The sequence below is a fragment of the Caldimonas sp. genome, assembly GCF_046291045.1.
Taxonomy (GTDB): domain Bacteria; phylum Pseudomonadota; class Gammaproteobacteria; order Burkholderiales; family Burkholderiaceae_C; genus Caldimonas.
On record NZ_JBKBSL010000015.1, the window covers coordinates 43,596 to 64,172 of the forward strand.

A 20,577-nucleotide genomic window follows, 5' to 3' on the forward strand; every position below is an offset into this window, starting at 1 on the left:
GCACACCCAGTCAGGCGCGCCCACCGGGCAAGCATCAAGGCGTTTGAAATCAACGCATTATGCGCATCCCTTCACCCCCGGTGTGAAGAATTGTCGCGGGTTGTCCCTGGCTGGCGTCCGCCGGCCCATGAACGAGGGGGCGCTCAGCGTCCCTCATCGAGCACCAGGGCACGGCGTTCCCGCCACAGCGAGACGACCTGCAGCCCCCGGCGCTCGACCAGCGAGCGCTCTTGGACGGCACGCTGGTCGATGCGCAACTGCCCCACCACTTCGAAAAAGTCCGAACTGACTGCGACCTGCTGGTCCGCCAGGTTCGTTCCCGGCGGCAGCAGGGGGCTGGCCTCGCCCGCGCTGCGAAACGGCGTGCGCTGGCGGTGCTGCACCAGCCGGTCGGCGCTGGCCAGGTCCACGCCCAGCACCGCGGCCAGCACCTCGCGCGAGGCGGTGTTCAGGTTGATCGGCGTGGGTCGCGGCAGCACGGTCAGATAGGGCGCGAGCCGGGCCACCGTGGCGGCGTCCAGTCCCAGCCATCCCAAGTGTTCTGGCGAGGGGGGCATCAAAGGGACGTCGGCGACGGTCTCCTGATCGCGGGTGTGTGCAGCCATCCCTTCGGCCAAGACCTGGGCCGTGCTCGCGTCCACATGCAGCAGCTCACACAGACGTTCCAGCGCCTGCCGGTGCGGCAGCGCGGCATCGGCAGGCTGTGCCAGGTTGGTGAGGTTGAAGCGGCCCTGCAGGTCGCTCAAGCGGCCGGCCAGGAAGGCGTCGGGCGCCGCATCGGTGTCGCCCGGGTTGGCGGCCAGGAAAGTGGACAGCCGAGCCTCGGCCAGCGGTGTCGCCCAAGGCTCGGACAGGTGATCGACCGAGCCCGAGCGGCGGTCTTCGCGCAGGATGAGCCGGGCCCAGTCCAGCGCACCGGCGAGGATCCACGACGATTGGGCGCGGCTGCGCTCGGCCGACTCGATCTGCACCGAACGCCACTGCCGCCACAGCATGCTGCTGGCCAGCGTGGCCACCAGGGTCACGATGATCATCGCCGTCAGCAGCGCGGCCCCGCGGGGTCGTCGTCGGCGCATCATTCGGCCCTCAGACGCAACACGATGTCGCGCGTGACCTCGCCGGACAGGCCCGATTCGGGCGCCAGCGTCAGCACCAGCCGCACCCCCTGGGGCAGGGCCTGGGCGCGCGGGTCGCCGGCCGACTGGTCGCCGGTGGACTGCGGGTTCGTCCAGGCGTTGTTGCGCCAGAAGTAGAGCTGCCACTGCCCCACGCCGGGCAAGGCGGCCAGATCGCCCGGCTCGCCGCCGAGCAGTTGCAACGAGCGCATCCAGGCATCTTGCAGCTCGGCGCGGCGCGTCACCGGCGCGCTGGCCCAGCGGTGCCATTGCCGGCCCCGCAAGGTCCACACCACCATTTGCACGCCGTGCTCGCTGCGCCGCGTCAGCCGTGCGGCGCCGCCGTCGAAACTCAGGGCGGGCACCACCCGGGTGTCGTGCAGCGCGGCGAGGTCGGCTTCCCATTGGGCCAGCACGGTGTTCAGGCGCAGCACCTGGTCGAGCCGGGCCTCGGCAATCTCCTTGGTGCGCACGATGCCGTCCACCCCGCGCCAGGCCAGCCCGGCCACGATGGCCAGGATGGCGACGGTGACAAGCACCTCGATCAGCGTGAAGCCTTGGCGCCGGCGCATCTCAGTAACGGGGCAGGATGGTCGACAAGGTCACCAGTGGCTGCCCCTCGGGCGTGCTGATGCGGGCATCGACGCGGCGAAAGTTGGGGTTCGGCGTGGGCCGGATCTGCAACTGGCCCGCATAGGTCTGTCCGGCCTGCTCGCAGGCGAAGCTGGCATCGCCCACCGACGGGAACTGCCGTGCCAGCACCAGGCTGGCCAACTGATTCTCGGCGCACCACTGCGCGGCCATGTTGTCGCTCAGGCGCTGCGCATTGTGGCTCAGCGCGCCAGCGGCCTTGACGCCGGCCGACAGCGCCAGCGCCACCACCGCCAGCGCCACCAGCACTTCGATCAGTGTGAACCCTTGCAGCAAGGAGCGCTTCATGGGGCAATCGCAAAAGCCCGCAGGCCATCGGTGGCCACGGTCAGTCGCCGGTCCTCCAGCGCGAGCGTCACGCGCTGCGGGCCGATCAGCGGATCCGGCCCGAGTGTCAGCCCGCCGGCCCCATAGACCTCGGCACGCACCCCCTCATGCAGCCAGTGGGTGGGCAGCGCCAGGCTCTCGGGCAGGCCGACGAAGCGAAAGCCTGCGTCCGTCGGCACCCAGCGCACGGCCACGCCGGAGGCCCGGGACTCGACCCGCGCCGACTCCAGCAGCGCCGCCAGACGCTCGGCCTCACGTTCCAGTGCGGTGGCCTGCGGGTCACGCACCGCCAGGCTGACCGTGCCCACCACCACCGCCATCAGGCTCACCACGATCAGCAGTTCCAGCAGCGTGAAGCCACGCCCGACGGCCTCGGCGCGAAGCCCTCGCACGCCCGGCGATTGCGAGGCTGCGAGCAAGCGGCGCGCGAAGGAGGGATGTTTCACTGCCAGGAGCCGATGTCCGCGTTCAGGCCGTCGCCGCCGGCTTGGCCGTCGGCCCCAAAGCTGAACACATCGATTTCGCCGCGCACGCCGGGGTTCAGGTACTGGTAGGGGCGTCCCCAGGGGTCGTTGGGCAGCTTGTCGAGGTAGGGCTTCCAGTTCGGCGGGATCGGGGCCGTGGTGGGCTTGGCCACCAGCGCCTGCAGGCCCTGCTCGGCCGTGGGGTAGCGCTGGTTGTCCAGGCGATAGAGCTTGAGCGCTTGCATCAGGTTGTTGACGTCGGTGCGGGCGGCCGTCACGCGGGCGTCGTCGGCGCGGTCGAGCACGTTGGGAACGATCAGTGCGGCCAGGATGCCGATCACCACCAGCACCACCATCAGCTCGATCAGCGTGAAGCCGCGACTTGCGGCAGGGGCAGTGCGGCCGTGCCGCAGGGTCAGGATGGAAGTCATGGAGCTTGCAGTTCAGGTCTACCGGACGGGAGGCGGGGGGCGCCGGCGGCGCCGCCCCCGCAGCATAGCGCGAGCACCACACCCCCGGCGACAGGACTGCCGCCGGGGAGTCTTGTGAATCATAATGGCCCGATGTTCGCCAAACTCGGTGCCTTCGTCGTCTGGGCCCTGGCTGCGGCCAGTGCGGTGTTCTGGGCGCTGCGCCTGGGCAGTTCGCCGCTGCCCGTGCCGCCGCATGCCGGCACCGTCGTGGCGCAGTCCTCCGGCAGCGCTGCCTCGGTGTTGCGTCTACTGGGCGGCGGCCCCCGCCCATCCGGCCCGGCCGCCCCCGCCCCCAGCGCGCTGAGCAGCCGCTTCAAACTGCTGGGCTTGATGGCGCCGGCGCCCGGCAGCGCGGGCCCCGGTGTGGCGCTCATCGCAGTGGACGGCAAGACGCCGCGCGCCTACACGGTGGGCAGTGCCGTCGATGGCGAACTCGTGCTGCTCAGCCTGGGCCATCGCAGCGCCGCCCTCGGCCCGCGCGACGGGCCGGCGGCTCTCACGCTGGAGCTGCCGCCGCTGCCGGCCGCACAGACCGGCACCCTGCCGGTGGCGCGCCCCGAGGGGCAGGCGTCCTGAGCCTCGCCCATCGCCACACGCTGCCCATGGACACGCCGGCCCTCTCCCCCGCCGAGCGTCCCGGGCGGGCGCAGTGGCTGGCGGTGCTGCAGCCGCACCCGCCGTTCTCGCAGATGCAGCCGGCCCATGTCGAGCAGCTGCTCGACGCCGCCACCTTGCTGCGTTGCGTGCCCGGCCAGGTACTGCGCCGCCCCGAGGACGGGCCCGTCCACACCCTGTATGCCGTGCTGGCTGGGGCGGTGACCGGCCGACGGGGCCTGGCCGACCTGGAAACCACCGGCTTCCAGTACGACAGCGGCGATGTCTTTCCGGTCGGTGCGCTCATGGGCGGGCGGCCGGTCACCGCCACCTACACCGCCACCGAACCAGGCTGGTGCCTGCTCATCCCGCGCGAGGCCGTCGATGCGGTGGCCTCGGCCAGTGCGCCGTTTGCCGACTTCCTCAGCGGGCGCATCCTGCAGTACCTGACCCTTTCGCGCCGGGCCGTCCAGGCCGATGCGGCCTCGCGCACCCTGGCCGAGCAGTCTTTCGAGACGGCGCTCGGGCACCTGGTGCGCCGGCAGCCGGTCACCTGCCGGCCCGACGCGCCACTGGCCGAGGCCCTGCGCAGCATGCACGATCAGCGCCTGGGCTCGCTGCTGGTCACCGACGGCGCCGGCCGGCTGCAGGGCATCCTCACCCGTCAGGACGTGCTCGGCCGCGTGGCGCTGGCGCAGCGGCCGCTGTCCACACCGATCGCCGAGGTGATGACCCGGCCGGTGCACACGCTGACCGTGCACGACACGGCCCAGGACGCGGCCCTGCTGATGTCGCGCCATGGGATCCGCCATGTGCCGGTGCTCGACGGCGAGCGGCTGGTTGGCCTGGTCAGCGAGCGCGACCTCTTCGCGCTGCAGCGCCTGTCGCTCAAGCAGCTCAGCTCCGACCTGCGCCACGCCCGCGACCTGGCGGCGCTGCAGGCGGTGGCTCCCGACATCCGCCGCTTCGCGCGCAGTCTGCTGGCCCAGGGCCTGCGCGCGCGCCAGCTCACCGAACTCGTCAGCCATCTCAACGACGTGCTGGCCGCGCGCCTGGTGCATCTGATGGCCCAGGCCCACGGTCTGGACATGGAGCGGGCCTGCTGGATCGCCCTGGGCTCCGAGGGTCGCGGCGAACAGACCATCGCCACCGACCAGGACAACGGCCTGGTCTTCGACAGCGACGACCCGCACCGTGACCGGGCGCGCTGGCTGGCCTTCGCCAAGGACGTCAACCAGGGGCTGGCGGCCTGCGGCTATCCGCTGTGCAAGGGCGGGGTGATGGCGATGAACCCCCAGTGGTGCCTGAGCCCGCGCGAATGGTGTGCTCGCTTCGACCACTGGATCGAGCATGGCGCCCCCGAAGATCTGCTGCACGCCAGCATCTTCTTCGACTTCCGCGCTCTGGCCGGCCAGGGCGCACTGCTCGACCCCATGCACCAGCTCGTGCATCGCCGCGCCCGTGCGGTGCCGCGCTTCTTGCGCCAGATGAGCGAGCTTGCGCTGCGTCACCGCGTGCCGCTGAACTGGCTGGGGGGCCTGGACACCGCCCGCGACGGTGCTCACGAGTGGATCGATCTCAAGATGCAGGGAGCGGCCATCTTCGTGGCCGCGGCGCGCATCTACGCGCTGGCCCATGGCGTGACCGCCACCGGCACACGCGCGCGCATCGAGCAGGCCGCCCCGGCCATGGGCGTGGAGCCCCAGGAAAGCCAGGCCTGGATCGCCGGCTTCGAGTTCCTGCAGACCCTGCGCCTGCGCGTGCAGATCGGCGCCGACGAGATGCCCGAGCAGCCCAACCGCATCGACGTGAACCAGCTCAACGACATCGACCGCCGCATGCTCAAGGAAACCTTCCGGCTGGCGCGGCGGCTGCAGCAGCGGCTGCAGTTGGACTACCTGCGCTGAGGCCTGTTTACAAGCCCATCGGCCGGCTGGGCCCCGGATCCTCGCCCTCGGCCACTTCGGTCAGCAAGGCTGCGGCCGCGTGGATCAGCGGCCAGGCCAAGGAGGCCCCGGTGCCGTCGGTGCTTTCCAGCCCCAGTTCGAGCAGCGGGCCCTGCCGGAAGTATTCGAGCGCCAGGCTCAGCCCCGGGCGGCTGTGGCTGCGCGAGAACACCGCATAGTCCACCACCGGGGCCGCGATGCGCGAGGCCACGGCCAGGGCGGCACAGGCCGGCAGGCCGTCGACGATGATGAGATGGCGCTTGCCCGCGGCCACCAGCATCGCACCGACCATCATCGCGATCTCGAAGCCGCCCATGGCGGCCAGCATCTCCACGGGCTCGCTCACGCTGCGGTGACGTTCCAGCACTGCCTGCAGCACGGCCACCTGGTGGCCCAGCAGCTCGGGGGGAGCCTGCGCCGCCGGCTGCACGAGCTGTGTCAGCGGCAGCAAGGCCAGACGCGAGAGCAGCAAGGCCGCGCTGGCCTCGCTGCCCACGCCCAGTCCTGCGCAGGCCAGCACGTTGCCGGGCAGGGCATTGGCGATCTCCATGCCGGCCCGGATCGCAGCCTGGGCCTGGTCCAACGACATCGCCGCGCCCACCCGCGAGTTGCGCGTGCCGTGGGCGATCTTGCGCGACAGCAGCAGCGGGTGCCGCCCCAGGGGCTCGGCCAGACCGGCATCGACCACGGTGAGCCCCAGGCCCTGGATGTGGGCGAACACCGCCAGCGGCGTGCGCAGCGTGATGAGGGCCTGCACCTGCTCGGTGCTGGGCGTGGTGTCGGGCGCGGTGATGCCGTCCACCGCCAATCCGTGGTCACCGGTGAACACGACGAGCTGCGGCGTGTGCAGCCGTGGCTTGAGGGTGTTCTGCACCAGGCCCAGGCGCACCGCCAGGGGCTCGAGCTCGCCCAGACTGCCCGCGGCGGTGTTGCGCGCAGCCAGCTTGTCGTGCAGCGCCTGCTGCAACGGGGGATGGTAGGTGGGGGCGATCAGCGAACGGTGCAGGCTCATGGCAGGCCGCCGGAGGGAGGGTGCTCTGCCTGCGACGGCCGGCCCCATTCTTCCAGCGGCCCACCGGGGGTGCAATGGGGCGGCGGTCCCCCAAAACGGGGGTTCAGCGCAGGAACAGCCGGTACGCCGGGTTGTCGGTTTCCTCCACGCACGGATAGGCCAGTGTGTCCAGGAACTCCCGGAAGGCCTTCTTGTCCCCCTTGGGCACCTGGATGCCCACCAGGATGCGGCCGTAGTCGGCCCCCTGGTTGCGGTAGTGGAACAGGCTGATGTTCCAGCCCGGATGCATCGTGGACAAGAACTTCATCAGCGCGCCCGGCCGCTCGGGGAAGATGAAGCGAAACAGCCGCTCGTCGCGTGCCAGCTCCGAATGCCCGCCCACCATGTGGCGCAGGTGCTGCTTGGCCAGCTCGTCATGGGTCAGGTCCAGCGTCGGAAAACCATGCTTCTGGAAATGCGCCGCGATGCGGGCCGATTCGCCGCGCCGGCTCGTCGTCAGGCCCACAAAGATGTGGGCTTCGTCGGCCCCGGAGATGCGGTAGTTGAACTCGGTGACACTGCGCTCGCCCAGCAGGGCGCAGAAGCGCTTGAAGCTGCCTCGTTCCTCAGGAATGGTCACGGCGAAGAGGGCCTCGCGCTCCTCGCCCACCTCGGCGCGCTCGGCCACGAAGCGCAGCCGGTCGAAGTTCATGTTCGCGCCGCAGGTGATGGCCACGAAGGTTCGACCCTTGCAGCGGTGGGTTTCCACATACTGCTTGATCGCCGCCACGCTCATCGCACCCGAGGGCTCGAGGATGCTGCGCGTGTCCTGGAACACGTCTTTGATCGCCGCGCACACCGCATCGGTGTCCACCACCACGTAGTCGTCCACCAGCTGGCGCGTGAGGCGGTAGGTCTCCTCGCCCACCAGCTTGACCGCCGTGCCGTCGGCGAACAGGCCCACGTCGGGCAGCTGCACCCGCTTGCCCTGGCGCACCGAGCGCACCATGGCGTCGGAGTCTTCCATCTGCACGCCGATCACTTTGATTTCCGGACGCACGGCCTTCACGTAGCTGGCGATGCCCGAGATCAGGCCGCCGCCGCCGATGGCCACGAAGATCGCGTCGATCGGCCCCTGGTGCTGGCGCAAGATCTCCATCGCGATCGTGCCCTGGCCGGCGATCACGTCGGGGTCGTCGAAGGGGTGCACGAAGGTCAGGCCCTTCTTGGCCTCCAGCTCGCGCGCGTGCGCGTAGGCGTCCGAGAAGCTCTCGCCGAACAGCACCACCTCGCCGCCCAGGGCCCGCACCGCGTCGATCTTCACCTGCGGCGTGGTCACCGGCATCACGATCACCGCCCGGCAGCCCAGGCGGCGTGCGCCCAGGGCCACGCCCTGGGCATGATTGCCGGCCGAGGCGCAGATCACCCCGCGCCTGAGCTGGGCCGGGCTCAGGTGGGCCATCTTGTTGTAGGCTCCGCGCAGCTTGAAGCTGAACACGGGCTGGTTGTCCTCGCGCTTGAGCAGCACCTGGTTGCCCAGACGCTGTGAGAGCTGCTCGGCCGGCTCGAGCTCGGTCTCCACGGCCACGTCATAGACGCGCGCGGTCAGGATCTTCTGCAAGTAGTCGGCCGGCGACAGGTGCTTGCGGCGCCGCGCCGGGGCGGTCGCACGGGGGGACTTGGGGGTGGCTCGTGCCATCAGGCTCCTCCTGGGAAGCCGTCGAATATACGCGAGCCCCGCCGCCGTTTTGCGGCGCAACACCTCTGACACGGCAGCGTGCGCCCAAGAAAAAGGCCCAAGGCTGTGAAGCCTTGGGCCCAATCCACCAAAGGAGGAGGGTGGAGGAGACAAACGTTGCAATGCCGCGATCAGCGAACATCACATGTATGAAAGTTTAACGCCGAACGATGATGCGCTGCAATAACAAATTCACGCTTTGGCCTAGAGGAGTCTCTCCACGTTCGACTGCATGGCCGGCGCGCGGCGCACACAATGCACACCGTTTCACACTTGGAATGCAACGACATGGAATGCACGATCAACTGGATGCCTGCCAGCGGCATGGCCTTCTCGGCCGAGACGGGCAGCGGCCACCTGCTGAGCATGGACGGCGCCCCCGAGGGCGGCGGCCGCAACCTGGCGCCGCGCCCGATGGAAACCCTGCTGGCCGGTGCGGGCGGCTGCACCGCCTATGACGTGGTGCTCATCCTCAAGCGCGGCCGCCACGACGTGCGGGGCTGCCAGGTCAAGCTCAGCGCCGACCGTGCCGAGACCGACCCCAAGGTCTTCACCCGCATCCGGATGCATTTCGTGGTGACCGGCCGGGGCCTGCCCGAGACGGCCGTGCAGCGCGCCATCCAGATGTCGCACGACAAGTACTGCTCGGCCACCATCATGCTGGCCAAGACGGCCGAGATCACCACCAGCTACGAGATCGTCGAGGGCTGAGCTCAGACGTGATGGGCGGTCGTGGTCATCACCTTGGCCGCGCCGCGCATCAGCCATTGCACCGGCGCCGGCAGCGGCACGGCCCCGGCGGCTTCGGCATCCAGCGCATGGCGGGCCTCGTCGTCCTTCATCTGCTGCACGATGGCCCGTGAGGCCGCGTCCTGCGCCGGCAGGCGGTCGAGGTGGCTTTCCAGGTGCTGCTCCACCTGGCGTTCGGTCTCCACCACGAACCCCAGGCTGACCCGGTCACCGGCCAGGCGCCCCGCCACCAGCCCGATGCCGAAGGCGCCGGCATACCACAGCGGGTTGAGGAGGCTGGTGCGGTCGCCCAGTTCGGCCAGGCGTTGCTCCGTCCAGGCCAGGTGGTCCACCTCCTCCCGGGCGGCGGCCTCGAAATGGGCACGCAGGGCCGCATCGCGCGTGGCCAGGGCCTGGGCGGTGTACAGGGCCTGGGCACAGACCTCGCCCACGTGGTTGACCCGCATCAGGGCGCCGGAAAGCCGGCGCTCGCGCTCGCTCAGAGTCACGGCATCGGCCGGCCCCGCCGGGCGTGGGCACGGGCGGGCCGCACGGTGGGCACCGAACACGGTGCGCAAGGCGCCGTCGGCGGCGCTGAGCAGGGCATCGACGGGAGACAGGGCAGGGCGGGCGTTCATGACTTCTTCGGGCAGGCAGGCCGGACCAAGTGCACAGCATAGTGCCTTCCGGGGCTGCGGGGGCAGCCCCAGGCGGGCCCAGGGCGACGGCCCCCGGAACCCGCCCGCCCCGTCGCAGCCTGTTGCACTCAGGCAACAAACGCCCCCGTTTTCTGACCGCAAGGCTGGCGGCTGCCGCGGGCGTCTGGTGGAATAGCGCCAACTTCCGCTGAGGAGGTTGGCTCGGACAGCCTGGTCCAAGACAACAACGGGCGACCCGAGACCTCTTGTTCAACCTAGGAGATAGTTGCAATGAAAAAATCTCTTCTCGCTCTCGCCGTGCTGGGTGCCTTCGCTGGTGCCGCCGTGGCTCAGTCTTCCGTGACCATCTACGGCAAGCTGGACATGGGCCTGGTCAAGGCCAACGATGGCAACTCCATCCTGACGGGCGGCCCCTCGAATGACGAGCTCCAGCTGGCGCAGCAAGCCGGTTCGCGCCTGGGCTTCCGTGGCACGGAAGACCTGGGTGGTGGCCTGCGCGCCAACTTCGCCATCGAGCACCGCTTCACGCCGGACAACGGCGCCGCTGACAGCACGTTCTGGCAGGGCTTCTCGTGGGTGGGCGTCTCCGGTGGCTTCGGTGAAGTGCGCCTGGGTCGCGACTACTCGCCCTACTTCTGGACCAACATCGCCGCCGATCCCTGGGGCTATGACACGGTCGGCCAGATCGGTATGCTGCACACTGCCTCGGCCGTGGCTGTGGTGTCTCGCTACGGCAACCTGATCAGCTACCGCACTCCCAACATGGGTGGTCTGACCGCTCAGGTGGCCGTGGGTCTGGCTGAGCAGACCAACGACACCAAGGACAACATTGGCTTTAACATCGAGTATCGTGGCGGTCCGATCTATGTTGGCTTTGGCTACCACCAAGGCGATTCTGCCGCCGGTATCACCGCACTTGCTACCGGGCTTGGCCAGACTCCGACGACTCTGGGTGTCGTCGCCGGCGACAAGGGCACCAGCATGGGCATCACAGCCAGCTACAACTTCGGTGTGGCCCGCCTGATTGGTGCTTACTCGACTGCCAAGGCCGAAGCCACCCTCGCGGGTGATGACTACTCCGCCAACAACTGGTCGCTGGCCGTGGCCGCTCCCGTGGGTGGTGGTGATCTGCGCGCCATGTACACCCGTCTGACGGGCAAGGACCTGCTGGACGGCATCAAGAACACCAAGTTCGGCCTGGGCTACCACTATCCCCTGTCCAAGCGCACCAAGGTCTATGCTGACGTTGGCAGCGCCAAGACCACCAGCCTGGACCGCCGCACCGCCTTCGACTTCGGCATCCAGCACAACTTCTGATCTGACGCTCGCCCTGTGCGAGTTGATTGAACAGCAAGTCGAAAAGCCGCCTTCGGGCGGCTTTTTTCTGGCCATCCTGGTTTTTCGAAGCTCGAAGACTCAGGGCGGCCCGGCCTCCAGCAGTTCCACCGGCGCGTCTACAACGGCTCTTTGGCGGCAACAGCCTGCACCTGCCGATACAGGACCGGAAGATCGCCTTGAATCGTCTTCCACACGATTTCCAGGTCCACCTTGTCGTAGCCGTGCGTGACGCGGTTGCGCATGGTGTACATGACGAGCCAGGGGATGTCATCGTGCTGGGCCGCGAACTCCGGGGCCACGCGCTGGATGTTGTTTGATGCCTCGCCGATGATTTCGATGTTGCGGATCACGGCGTCCTGCACCAGTTCGCTGCCCAGGAAGGCGGCCTCATCCATGCCTCCCGTGTAACGGGCGATGCGCTCGATGGCTTTGAGGATGTGCCCGAGATAGTCCGGGACGCGCAGCGCTTTGGTCATACCGGCTTGGCCTCGGAGAGGATCTGGCTGCGGAAGTTGTCAGGCAAGGCCCTGGGCGTCAGCACATCGACTGACACCCCAAGAAGGCGTTGCAGCTCGACTTGAATGGCGGCGACGTCCATGAGCGTCGTTTCCGGCGTTGGGTCCACGAGGATATCCAAGTCGCTGCTGTCGGTGTCTTGGCCGCGCAGCACGGAGCCGAACACCCGGGCATTGCAGGCGCGGTGCGACTCGACCACCTGCCGGATGGCTGCACGGTTCGATGCCAAGGCTTCAGAGGGCTTCATGCGTTGCTTCTCCTGGAGCACAGCCAATTTTATCGGTGGAACCACGAATCCCGGGCCTGGTGTCCCTGTGGATGGTCTGCCAGGGGGTTCGGCGAGCCACCCAAGCACCAAGCCGGGGTGCTGTGATTGGGGCTTCCCCCTTTGACGATCGGCATGGGATTTGCTGATCATTCACACTTTCAATATTTCACGTGAGTGAACCGATGTTCAAACGCTCCTCCCTCACCGCGTTGGCGGCAGCCGCCTTCGTCTGCGCCGGCCTGATGGCCGGGCCTGCGGTCCACGCCAAGACGTTCAAGTGGGCCAGCCAGGGCGAGATCTCCACCTGGGACATCCACTCCCAGAACAACGCCCTGCAAAACGGCCTGCATGCCAATGTCTACGAGTCCCTGGTCTACTACAACAGCCGCACCTTCGAGGTCGAGCCTGTGCTGGCCACCTCCTGGCGCGAGATCAGCCCCACCCAGATTCGCTTCAATCTGCGTCAGGGCGTGAAGTTCCATGACGGCACGACGATGACGGCCGACGACGTGGTGTTCTCGCTCACCCGCGCCATGGCGCCCAGCTCCAACTTCACCGTCTACACCCAGGGCATCGACAAGGTGGTGAAGGTCGACAACAACACCGTCGATGTGCTGCTCAAGGGGCCCAACCCGGTGCTGCTGCGGCAGATGACCGAGCTGCGCATCATGAGCAAGGCTTGGGCCGAGAAGAACAACTCGGTAGCGCCCAAGGACATCAAGACGCCCGACGAAAACTTCGCCCACCGCAACGCCAACGGCACGGGGCCGTACATCCTGGAATCCTGGCAGCCCGACCAGCGCATGGTGTTCAAGCGCAACCCCAATTGGTGGGGCAAGATGGAGGGCAACGTCACCGAGATCGTCTACACGCCGATCAAGTCGGCCGCCACCCGCATCGCCGCGCTGCTGTCGGGTGAGGTGGACCTGGTGCTCGATCCGACGCCGCAGGATCTTCCCCGCCTGCGCTCCAGCCCCAACCTGAAAGTGATCGACGGCGTCGAGAACCGCACCATCTTCCTGGGCATGGACCAGTTCCGCGATGAACTGCCCGGCTCCAACATCAAGGGCAAGAACCCGCTGAAGGATGTGCGGGTGCGCAAGGCGCTGTACCAGGCCATCGACATCGACACCATCTCGCGCAACATCATGCGCGGCCTGGGCAAGCCCACCGGCGCCCTGGTGGCCCCGCAGGTGGCGGGCTGGACGGAAGGGGTGGCCAAGCGCTACCCGTATGACGTCGAGGCGGCCAAGAAGCTGCTGGCCCAGGCCGGCTATCCCGACGGCTTCGAGGTCGACTTTGCCTGCCCGAATAACCGCTACATCAACGACGAGGCCATCTGCCAGGCCATCACCGCGATGTGGGCGCGCATTGGCGTGAAGGCCAAGCTGCGCACGATGCCGCTGGTGACCTACTTCCCGATGATCCAGCGCTATGAAGCCAGCATCTACATGCTGGGCTGGGGCGTGCCGACCTTCGACGCGCTGTATTCGCTGCAATCGCTGGTGCGCACCGTGGGCACGGGCGGCGACGGCAACTACAACGTGGGCCGCTTCTCCAACGAGCGCATGGACTACCTGGTCGACCGCGTGAAGGTCGAGACCGACGCCCCGGTGCGCCGGCGTATGCTGACCGAAGCCTTGCAACTGCAAAACGACCTGGTGGCCCATATTCCGCTTCACGACCAGGTGATCCCCTGGGCGATGAAGAAGAACATCGATGTGGTCCACCGCGCCGACAACCGCATCGACATGCGTCTGGTGAAGGTCAACTGATGGCCTGAGCGCCCGCCCGCGCGTATCATGGCGGGCCTTGTCGGCCCGCCGGCCCGGAAGACCCCGGGGCGCGCGGGCCGGCGTCGATCCCTGACTCGAAACCAGGCGGCCGTCATCACGAGTGACGGCCTCCTCAACCGGCCCACACAGGCTCATGCTCGCATTCATCCTTCGCCGACTGGCTCAAGCCGTCGTGGTCATGCTCACCGTGGCCTTCATCGCTTTCATGCTGTTCCAGTATGTGGGCGATCCCGTCACCAACATCCTGGGCCAGGACGCCACGCCCGAACAGCGCGACCAGATGCGCGCCGATCTGGGCCTGGACCAGCCTTTCTTCGTGCAGTTCGGCCGTTTCGTGGTCAACGCCGCCCAGGGCGAGTTCGGCCTGAGCCTGCGCCAGGGCCAAAAGGTGTCTACCTTGCTGCTCGAGCGCTTCCCCGCCACGCTGGAGCTGGTCATCGTCGCGGCCGTGATCGCGCTGGTCGTGGGCATCCCGATGGGGGTCTACACCGCCTTGAACCGCGGCACTTTCCTGTCGCAGGTGATGCTGACCTTCTCGCTGCTGGGGGTGTCGCTGCCTACTTTCCTGATCGGCATTTTGTTGATCATGCTCTTCTCGGTAACGCTGGGCTGGCTGCCGAGCTTCGGCCGCGGCGAGGTGGTGCAGATCGGCGCGTGGACGACCGGCTGGCTCACTCCCACGGGCTGGAAGCACCTGATCCTGCCGGCGGTGACGCTGGCGATCTTCCAGCTCACGCTCATCATGCGCCTGGTGCGCGCCGAGATGCTCGAGGTCCTGCGCACCGACTACATCAAGTTCGCGCGTGCGCGCGGCCTGAGCAACCGGGCGGTGCATTTCGGCCATGCGCTGAAGAACACCCTGGTGCCGGTCATCACCATCACCGGCCTGCAACTGGGCGGCTTGATCGCCTTTGCCATCATCACCGAGACCGTGTTCCAGTGGCCGGGTATGGGCCTGCTCTTCATCCAGGCCGTGACCTTTGCCGACATCCCGGTGATGGCGGCTTATCTGTGCCTGATCGCGCTGATCTTCGTGATCATCAACCTGGCGGTCGATCTGCTGTACTTTGCCGTCGACCCGCGGCTGCGCGTGGAACGTCCGGGCGGGGGGCACTGAGTGCCGGAGGTCATCATGCGGATGCAGGCCTCCCATCACGGCATCTTCCGCCATATCGCGCAGTTCCATCCGGAGCTCACCGCTTTCCGTCGAGATCTGCACGCCCACCCCGAACTCGGCTTCGAGGAGGTGCGCACCGCCTCCAGGGTGGTGGAGGCGCTCAAGCTCACGCGTGTGGATGAGATTCACACCGGCATCGCCAGAACCGGCGTGGTCGCAGTGATCCGGGGCCGCCGGCACGGCAGTGGGCGGTCGATCGCCCTGCGTGCCGACATGGACGCCCTGCCCCTGCGCGAGGAGAACGACTTCGCCTGGCGCTCGGGCAGGTCGGGCTTGATGCATGGTTGCGGTCATGACGGCCACACCACGATGCTCGTGGGGGCCGCCCGCTATCTGGCCGAGACCCGCCGTTTCGACGGCACGGCTTATCTGATCTTCCAGCCCGGCGAAGAGGGCTTCGCCGGTGCCAAGGCCATGATCGACGATGGCCTGTTCGAGCGCTTCCCGGCGCAGGCCGTCTACGCCATGCACAACTGGCCGCACCTGGCAGCCGGTCAGGTGGGGGTGGCTCCCGGGCCGATGATGGCTGCGGCCGACCGCATCGAGATCACGGTCAACGGCAAGGGCGGGCATGGCGCCCACCCCCACCTGGCCGTCGATCCCGTGCTGGTGGCCGCGCACATCATCACGGCGGCACAAAGCCTGGTGTCGCGCAACGTCAGCCCCTTCGACCAGGCGGTGGTGAGCATCTGCGCGATGCAAGGCGGTGACGTGGGGGCGATGAGCGTGATTCCGCGCCAGGCCCGGCTGGTGGGCACGGTGCGCAGCTTTCGTCCCCAGGTGCAAGACATGATCGAGGAGCGGCTGGCCCGTCTGGTGGAGTCGGTGGCCGTGGGCCTGGGCGCCTCGGCCACGTTGGACTACCAGCGCATCTACCCGGCCACGGTCAACACCCCGCGTGAGGCGCAGTTCGCCGCCGACGTAGCTGCCGCGCTCGTCGGCGAGGACCATGTGGTGCGCAACCTGCCGCCCAGCATGGGCGCCGAGGACTTCGCCTTCATGCTCCAGGTCAAGCCCGGGGCCTACCTACGCATCGGCCAGGGACGCGACGGCGGTGACCCGGGTTGCTTCCTCCACAGCAGCCGCTACGACTTCAACGACGAGATCCTGCCGCTGGGTTCGGCACTGTTCGCATCCCTGGTCGAACAGGCGATGCCCCTTTCAACGCTCGATGAGGAGAACCCCTGATGAAGTTCAAGCCGACCTTGCTCGCCGTCGCCCTGGCCCTGAGCTGCACGGTGGCCACAGCCAAGACCCTGCGGGTGGCCAACCAGGGTGACGCGCAATCAATGGATCCCCACTCGCTCAACGAGTCCATGCAGTTGAGCTTCACCGGCAATGTCTACGAACCGCTGGTGGCGCGCGACAAGGCCCTGGGCCTCACGCCGGGCCTGGCCACGAGTTGGAAGCAGACCTCGCCGACGGTGTGGCGCTTCGAGCTGCGCCGCAACGTGAGCTTCCACGACGGCACACCTTTCACGGCCGATGACGTGGTGTTCAGCTTCAAGCGGGCCGCCGGCGAGGGCTCGGACATGCGCGGCTACACCAACTCGATCAAGGAGGTGCGCAAGCTCGACAGCCATACCGTCGAGATCGAGACCACCTCGCCCTTCCCCATCCTGCCTGACGTCATCACCCTCGTGTACATCATGAGCAAGAAGTGGTGTGAGGAGAACAAGGCCGAGACGCCGGTAGACCGCCGCAAAGGCATCGAGAACACCGCCAGCTTCCGGGCCAATGGCACGGGCCCCTTCCGTCTGCGCGAGCGGCAACCGGGGCAGCGCACGGTGCTGGTGCGCAATGCCAATTACTGGGGGAAGATCGATGGCAACCTCACCGAGGTGATCTTCACACCGATCGGCAACGACGCCACCCGCGTGGCCGCGCTGCTGTCTGGCGAGATCGACCTGATGGAGCCGGTGCCGCTGCAAGACGTCGATCGCATCAAGGCCAACCCCGGCCTCAAGGTCATGCAAGGCCCCGAGCTGCGCACTATTTTCCTGGGCATGGACCAAAAGCGCGACGAGCTGCTGTTCTCCAACGTCAAGGGCAAAAACCCCTTCAAGGACGTGCGGGTGCGTCGCGCCTTCTACCAGGCCATCGACATCGAGACCATCCGCACCCGCGTGATGCGCGGGGCGGCTACCCCCACGGCGCTGATGGTCGCCCCGGGCATCAAGGGCTTCGCGCCCGAGTTGAACAAGCGTCTGCCCTACGACCCCGAGGCGGCGAAGAAGCTGTTGGCCGAGGCGGGCTATCCCAACGGCTTCGAGGTGGGCATGAACTGCCCGAACGATCGCTACGTCAACGATGCCGCGATCTGCCAGGCTGTGGCCGCCAACCTGGCACGTATCGGCGTGAAGGTGAACCTGCAGGCCGAAACCAAGGGTACTTATTTCCCCAAGATCCTGCGACGCGACACCAGCTTTTACCTCTTGGGCTGGACGCCTGGCACCTATGATTCCCACAACCCGCTGTCAGCCCTGATGGCTACACCGAATGACAAAGGGCAAGGTCAGTTCAACCTGGGCTGGTACAGCAACGCCCGCGTGGACGAGCTGACTCAACTCGTGCAGGCCGAAACCGATGCGTCCAAGCGCAACGCGATGATCGCCGAGGCCTTCAAGATCCATCAAGACGAGGTGGGTCACATCCCCTTGCATCAGCAGGCGCTGGCTTGGGCGATGAAGGCCAACATCGATCTGGTGCAGTTGGCCGACAACTTCATGCCTTTCAAGTACGTCCACATGAAGTGACGGCTTGTGCCCGACCCGGCACCTCCTGGGTCCGTCGCCTGCGACGCTTCACAAGAGCGTGAGCCGGCGGCGGGCCGAATCCACCTACCGGTTCTCCCATGACGACCACAACGACTTCCCCACCCGGCGCCTGGCAGCGCTTCTTCGACAGCGACATTTGGTACAGCTTTCGCACCTCGCCGGTGGCGATCACCGCGGCGGTCATCGCCTTCATCTGCGGCTTTTGCGCGCTGTTTGCGCCCTGGGTGGCGCCCTACAACCCCTTCGATCTGGCCACGCTGGAGCTGTCCGACTCGCGATTGCCGCCTGCGTGGATGGAAGGCGGTTCGACCAAGTATCTGCTGGGCACCGATGACCAGGGCCGCGACATCCTGTCGGCCCTGATGTATGGCGCGCGCATCTCGCTCTTCGTGGGCCTGGCGTCGGTGGTGCTGTCGGTGGTGCTGGGCGTCTCGCTGGGCCTGCTGTCGGGCTTCGTGGGTGGCAAGGTCGATGCCTTCATCATGCGGGTGTGCGACGTGATGCTGTCGTTTCCGGCCATCCTGATCGCGCTGCTGATCGATGGCGTGGGCCGGGCGCTGTTCCCCAACGCGCACGAGACCCTAGCCTTTGGCGTGTTGATCCTGGCCATCTCGCTCACCAAGTGGGTGGACTACGCGCGCACGGTGCGCGGCTCGACCCTGATCGAGCGCAACAAGGACTATGTGCAGGCTGCCCGGGTGATCGGCGTCAGTCCGCTGCGCATCATGCGCAAGCACGTGCTGCCCAATGTGTTGGGGCCGGTGCTGGTGTTGGCCACCATCCAGGTGGGACAGGCCATCATCATCGAGGCGACGCTGTCGTTCCTGGGGGTGGGGGTGCCTCCCACCTCGCCCTCGCTGGGCACGCTGATCCGCATCGGCAATGACTTCCTGTTCTCGGGCGAGTGGTGGATCACCATCTTCCCCGGCGCCATGCTCGTGCTGATCGCGCTGAGCGTGAACCTGCTGGGCGACTGGCTGCGCGATGCGCTGAACCCCCGACTGCGTTGAGCCTGGAGCGCCCACGATGGACACGAACAAGACACCCTTGCTGCAGGTAAAGAACCTGCGCGTGGAGTTTCCGACCCGGCGCGGCACGCTGCTAGCGCTGGACGACATCAGCTTCGACATCGCTGCCGGCGAGATCCTTGGCGTGGTCGGTGAATCCGGTGCCGGCAAGTCGCTGACCGGTGCGGCCATCATCGGTCTGCTCGAACCCCCCGGCCGGGTGGCCGCCGGTGAAATCTTGCTGGAAGGCCGGCGCATCGACAACCTGCCGTATGAGGAGATGCGCAAGGTGCGAGGGCGTCAAATCGGCGCGATCTTCCAGGATCCGCTGACCTCGCTGAACCCGCTGTACACCGTGGGGCGGCAGCTCGTCGAGACCATCCTCACCCACCTGCCGGTGAGCCCGGCCGAGGCTCGCCAGCGCGCCATCCAGTTGCTCAAGGACACGGGCATTCCGGCCGCCGAGCAGCGCATCGACCACTACCCGCACCAGTTCTCGGGCGGCATGCGCCAGCGCGTGGTGATCGCGCTGGCCTTGGCGGCCGAGCCCAAGCTCATCGTGGCCGACGAGCCCACCACGGCGCTGGATGTGTCGATCCAGGCGCAGATCATTGCGCTGCTCAAGCGGCTGTGCAAGGAAAAGGGGGCGGCCGTGATGCTGGTGACGCACGACATGGGCGTGATCGCCGAGACCTGCGACCGCGTGGCGGTGATGTACGCCGGTCGCGTGGCCGAGATCGGCCCCGTGCAGGACGTGATCCATGCGCCGGCCCACCCCTATACCGAAGGCCTCATGGGGTCGATCCCCGCGATGGACGAGGACCGCGAGCGCCTCACCCAGATCGACGGGGCAATGCCGCGCCTGACGGCCATTCCGCGGGGCTGCGCCTTCAACCCGCGTTGCCCCAAAGCCTTCGACCGTTGCCGCATCGAGCGGCCTGAACTGATGGATGCCGGCCGCACCCGTGCGGCGTGCTGGCTGCACGCACAGCAAGAAAGACAAGCAGCATGACCGCCTTGGTGGAAGTGAAAGACCTGGCCAAGACCTTCGACGTCTCGGCCCCATGGCTCAACCGTGTGATCGAGCGCAAGCCGCGGGAATTCGTGCACGCCGTCGATGGCGTGAGCTTCGAGATCGAGCGCGGCCACACGCTGGCGCTGGTGGGCGAATCCGGATGCGGCAAGAGCACGGTGGCACGCCTGCTGGTGGGTCTGTACAAGCCCAGCCGGGGGACCGTGCGCTTCGACGGCATCGACACCCAGTCGGTGGCCGGCACGGCCGAGGGTCGTGCGCTGCATCGCCGCATGCAGATGATCTTCCAGGATCCGTATGCCAGCCTCAATCCGCGCTGGAAGGTGCTGGACATCATCGCCGAGCCATTGCGTGAACATGGCATGGTCAAGAACGACGATCAGGCCAAACAGCGCGTGGGCGAACTGCTGCAGTCAGTGGGCCTGTCGCCGGCCGACATGGAGAAGTTCCCGCACCAGTTCTCCGGCGGACAGCGTCAGCGCATCTCGATCGCGCGTGCCCTGGCCACGCAGCCCGAGTTCCTGGTATGCGACGAGCCGACGTCGGCACTGGACGTGTCGGTGCAGGCGCAGGTGCTCAACATCATGAAGGATCTTCAGCGCCAGCGCGGTCTGACCTATCTGTTCATTTCGCACAACCTGGCTGTGGTACGGCACGTGGCGGACGAGGTGGGCGTGATGTACCTGGGCCGGCTCGTCGAGCTGGCGCCCAAGCGCGAGCTTTTCGGGCGATCGCGCCATCCCTACACGCGCATGCTGCTCGATGCGATCCCCGACATCCACATGACCGGGCGCTCGCGCACGCCGGTGCAAGGCGAGGTGCCCAATCCGCTGAATCCACCCAGTGGATGCGCCTTCCACCCCCGCTGTCCGCACGCCAATGCGCGCTGCTCCAGCGAGCGCCCGGCGCTCAAGGACTTCCAAGGCATCAAGGTGGCCTGCCACGCCGTGGAGGAAGGCCGGGTCTGACGCGAACCAC

Annotated in this window: 21 protein-coding genes; 11 read left to right on the forward strand and 10 right to left on the reverse strand. The window is 67.5% G+C overall.

What is annotated here, in order from left to right:
• Nucleotides 1–143: 143 nt before the first annotated feature.
• From gspK to gspG, 5 genes are read right to left on the reverse strand one after another with little or no spacing between them, the layout of a single operon-like run.
• Entirely contained in the window at nt 144–1,079 is a 936-nt protein-coding gene (gene gspK, locus ACK4ZD_RS07415) for a type II secretion system minor pseudopilin GspK (RefSeq protein WP_409660122.1), read from the reverse strand.
• Nucleotides 1,076–1,687: a type II secretion system protein J gene (locus ACK4ZD_RS07420; protein WP_409660124.1), complete on the reverse strand. Its 612-nt coding sequence runs from the start codon at nt 1,685–1,687 to the stop codon at nt 1,076–1,078. Before ACK4ZD_RS07420 ends, gspK begins: the two co-directional genes overlap by 4 nt.
• A 1-nt stretch (nt 1,688) precedes the next feature.
• Nucleotides 1,689–2,054, reverse strand: a complete 366-nt coding sequence (gspI, locus tag ACK4ZD_RS07425; RefSeq protein ID WP_409660125.1) for a type II secretion system minor pseudopilin GspI — start codon at nt 2,052–2,054, stop codon at nt 1,689–1,691.
• The gene (locus ACK4ZD_RS07430; protein WP_409660127.1) at nt 2,051–2,485 is read right to left on the reverse strand and encodes a prepilin-type N-terminal cleavage/methylation domain-containing protein; all 435 of its coding nucleotides are present in this window, start codon (nt 2,483–2,485) and stop codon (nt 2,051–2,053) included. The genes gspI and ACK4ZD_RS07430 overlap by 4 nt, the downstream gene beginning before the upstream one ends.
• Before the next feature lie 50 nt (nt 2,486–2,535).
• Nucleotides 2,536–2,988 (reverse strand): type II secretion system major pseudopilin GspG, encoded by a 453-nt coding sequence (gene gspG, locus ACK4ZD_RS07435; protein ID WP_409660129.1) that lies wholly within the window; start codon nt 2,986–2,988, stop codon nt 2,536–2,538.
• 132 nt (nt 2,989–3,120) lie between these two features.
• On the opposite strand from gspG, the gene ACK4ZD_RS07440 reads away from it, so the two are divergent.
• Both ACK4ZD_RS07440 and ACK4ZD_RS07445 read left to right on the forward strand, forming a co-directional pair.
• On the forward strand, nt 3,121–3,606 hold the full coding sequence (locus tag ACK4ZD_RS07440; RefSeq protein WP_409660130.1) for a type II secretion system protein N: 486 nt from the start codon (nt 3,121–3,123) through the stop codon (nt 3,604–3,606).
• A 26-nt stretch (nt 3,607–3,632) separates the two neighbouring features.
• Nucleotides 3,633–5,531 carry a DUF294 nucleotidyltransferase-like domain-containing protein gene (locus tag ACK4ZD_RS07445; RefSeq protein ID WP_409660132.1) on the forward strand — a complete coding sequence of 633 codons (1,899 nt, stop codon included), beginning with the start codon at nt 3,633–3,635 and terminating at the stop codon, nt 5,529–5,531.
• 7 nt (nt 5,532–5,538) lie between these two features.
• Here ACK4ZD_RS07445 and ACK4ZD_RS07450 read toward each other — a convergent pair whose 3' ends face one another.
• A complete protein-coding gene (locus tag ACK4ZD_RS07450) occupies nt 5,539–6,582 on the reverse strand; it encodes a nicotinate-nucleotide--dimethylbenzimidazole phosphoribosyltransferase (RefSeq protein WP_409660134.1) in 1,044 nt (347 codons plus the stop codon).
• A gap of 103 nt (nt 6,583–6,685) precedes the next feature.
• On the reverse strand, nt 6,686–8,260 hold the full coding sequence (gene ilvA / locus ACK4ZD_RS07455) for a threonine ammonia-lyase, biosynthetic (RefSeq protein WP_409660136.1): 1,575 nt from the start codon (nt 8,258–8,260) through the stop codon (nt 6,686–6,688).
• Nucleotides 8,261–8,587: 327 nt separating this feature from the next.
• Here ilvA and ACK4ZD_RS07460 point away from each other — a divergent pair, with 327 nt between their 5' ends.
• On the forward strand, nt 8,588–9,010 hold the full coding sequence (locus ACK4ZD_RS07460; protein WP_409660137.1) for an OsmC family protein: 423 nt from the start codon (nt 8,588–8,590) through the stop codon (nt 9,008–9,010).
• A 2-nt stretch (nt 9,011–9,012) separates the two neighbouring features.
• Here ACK4ZD_RS07460 and coq7 read toward each other — a convergent pair whose 3' ends face one another.
• Nucleotides 9,013–9,666 carry a 2-polyprenyl-3-methyl-6-methoxy-1,4-benzoquinone monooxygenase gene (coq7, locus tag ACK4ZD_RS07465; RefSeq protein WP_409660139.1) on the reverse strand — a complete coding sequence of 218 codons (654 nt, stop codon included), beginning with the start codon at nt 9,664–9,666 and terminating at the stop codon, nt 9,013–9,015.
• 291 nt (nt 9,667–9,957) lie between these two features.
• On the opposite strand from coq7, the gene ACK4ZD_RS07470 reads away from it, so the two are divergent.
• Nucleotides 9,958–11,004 (forward strand): porin, encoded by a 1,047-nt coding sequence (locus ACK4ZD_RS07470; RefSeq protein WP_409660141.1) that lies wholly within the window; start codon nt 9,958–9,960, stop codon nt 11,002–11,004.
• Nucleotides 11,005–11,141: 137 nt separating this feature from the next.
• Here the strand turns inward: ACK4ZD_RS07470 and ACK4ZD_RS07475 are convergent, their stop codons facing one another.
• A complete protein-coding gene (locus tag ACK4ZD_RS07475; RefSeq protein ID WP_409660143.1) occupies nt 11,142–11,501 on the reverse strand; it encodes a DUF86 domain-containing protein in 360 nt (119 codons plus the stop codon).
• A complete protein-coding gene (locus tag ACK4ZD_RS07480) occupies nt 11,498–11,788 on the reverse strand; it encodes a nucleotidyltransferase family protein (protein ID WP_409660145.1) in 291 nt (96 codons plus the stop codon). Before ACK4ZD_RS07480 ends, ACK4ZD_RS07475 begins: the two co-directional genes overlap by 4 nt.
• A gap of 203 nt (nt 11,789–11,991) precedes the next feature.
• On the opposite strand from ACK4ZD_RS07480, the gene ACK4ZD_RS07485 reads away from it, so the two are divergent.
• The 7 genes from ACK4ZD_RS07485 to ACK4ZD_RS07515 all read left to right on the forward strand — a co-directional run bounded on the left by ACK4ZD_RS07485 (nt 11,992) and on the right by ACK4ZD_RS07515 (nt 20,567).
• The gene (locus ACK4ZD_RS07485) at nt 11,992–13,584 is read left to right on the forward strand and encodes an ABC transporter substrate-binding protein (RefSeq protein WP_409660146.1); all 1,593 of its coding nucleotides are present in this window, start codon (nt 11,992–11,994) and stop codon (nt 13,582–13,584) included.
• 154 nt (nt 13,585–13,738) lie between these two features.
• The gene (locus ACK4ZD_RS07490; RefSeq protein ID WP_409660148.1) at nt 13,739–14,722 is read left to right on the forward strand and encodes an ABC transporter permease; all 984 of its coding nucleotides are present in this window, start codon (nt 13,739–13,741) and stop codon (nt 14,720–14,722) included.
• Between the two features lie 15 nt (nt 14,723–14,737).
• Complete coding sequence (locus ACK4ZD_RS07495; protein ID WP_409660150.1) at nt 14,738–15,970, forward strand: M20 aminoacylase family protein; 1,233 nt, start codon at nt 14,738–14,740, stop codon at nt 15,968–15,970.
• Nucleotides 15,970–17,538: an ABC transporter substrate-binding protein gene (locus ACK4ZD_RS07500; protein WP_409660151.1), complete on the forward strand. Its 1,569-nt coding sequence runs from the start codon at nt 15,970–15,972 to the stop codon at nt 17,536–17,538. The genes ACK4ZD_RS07495 and ACK4ZD_RS07500 overlap by 1 nt, the downstream gene beginning before the upstream one ends.
• 98 nt (nt 17,539–17,636) lie before the next feature.
• Nucleotides 17,637–18,569 (forward strand): ABC transporter permease, encoded by a 933-nt coding sequence (locus ACK4ZD_RS07505; protein WP_409660153.1) that lies wholly within the window; start codon nt 17,637–17,639, stop codon nt 18,567–18,569.
• 16 nt (nt 18,570–18,585) lie between these two features.
• Nucleotides 18,586–19,578, forward strand: coding sequence for an ABC transporter ATP-binding protein (locus ACK4ZD_RS07510; protein ID WP_409660154.1), 993 nt, complete (start codon nt 18,586–18,588; stop codon nt 19,576–19,578).
• The gene (locus ACK4ZD_RS07515) at nt 19,575–20,567 is read left to right on the forward strand and encodes an ABC transporter ATP-binding protein (RefSeq protein ID WP_409660156.1); all 993 of its coding nucleotides are present in this window, start codon (nt 19,575–19,577) and stop codon (nt 20,565–20,567) included. Before ACK4ZD_RS07510 ends, ACK4ZD_RS07515 begins: the two co-directional genes overlap by 4 nt.
• Nucleotides 20,568–20,577: the final 10 nt, after the last annotated feature.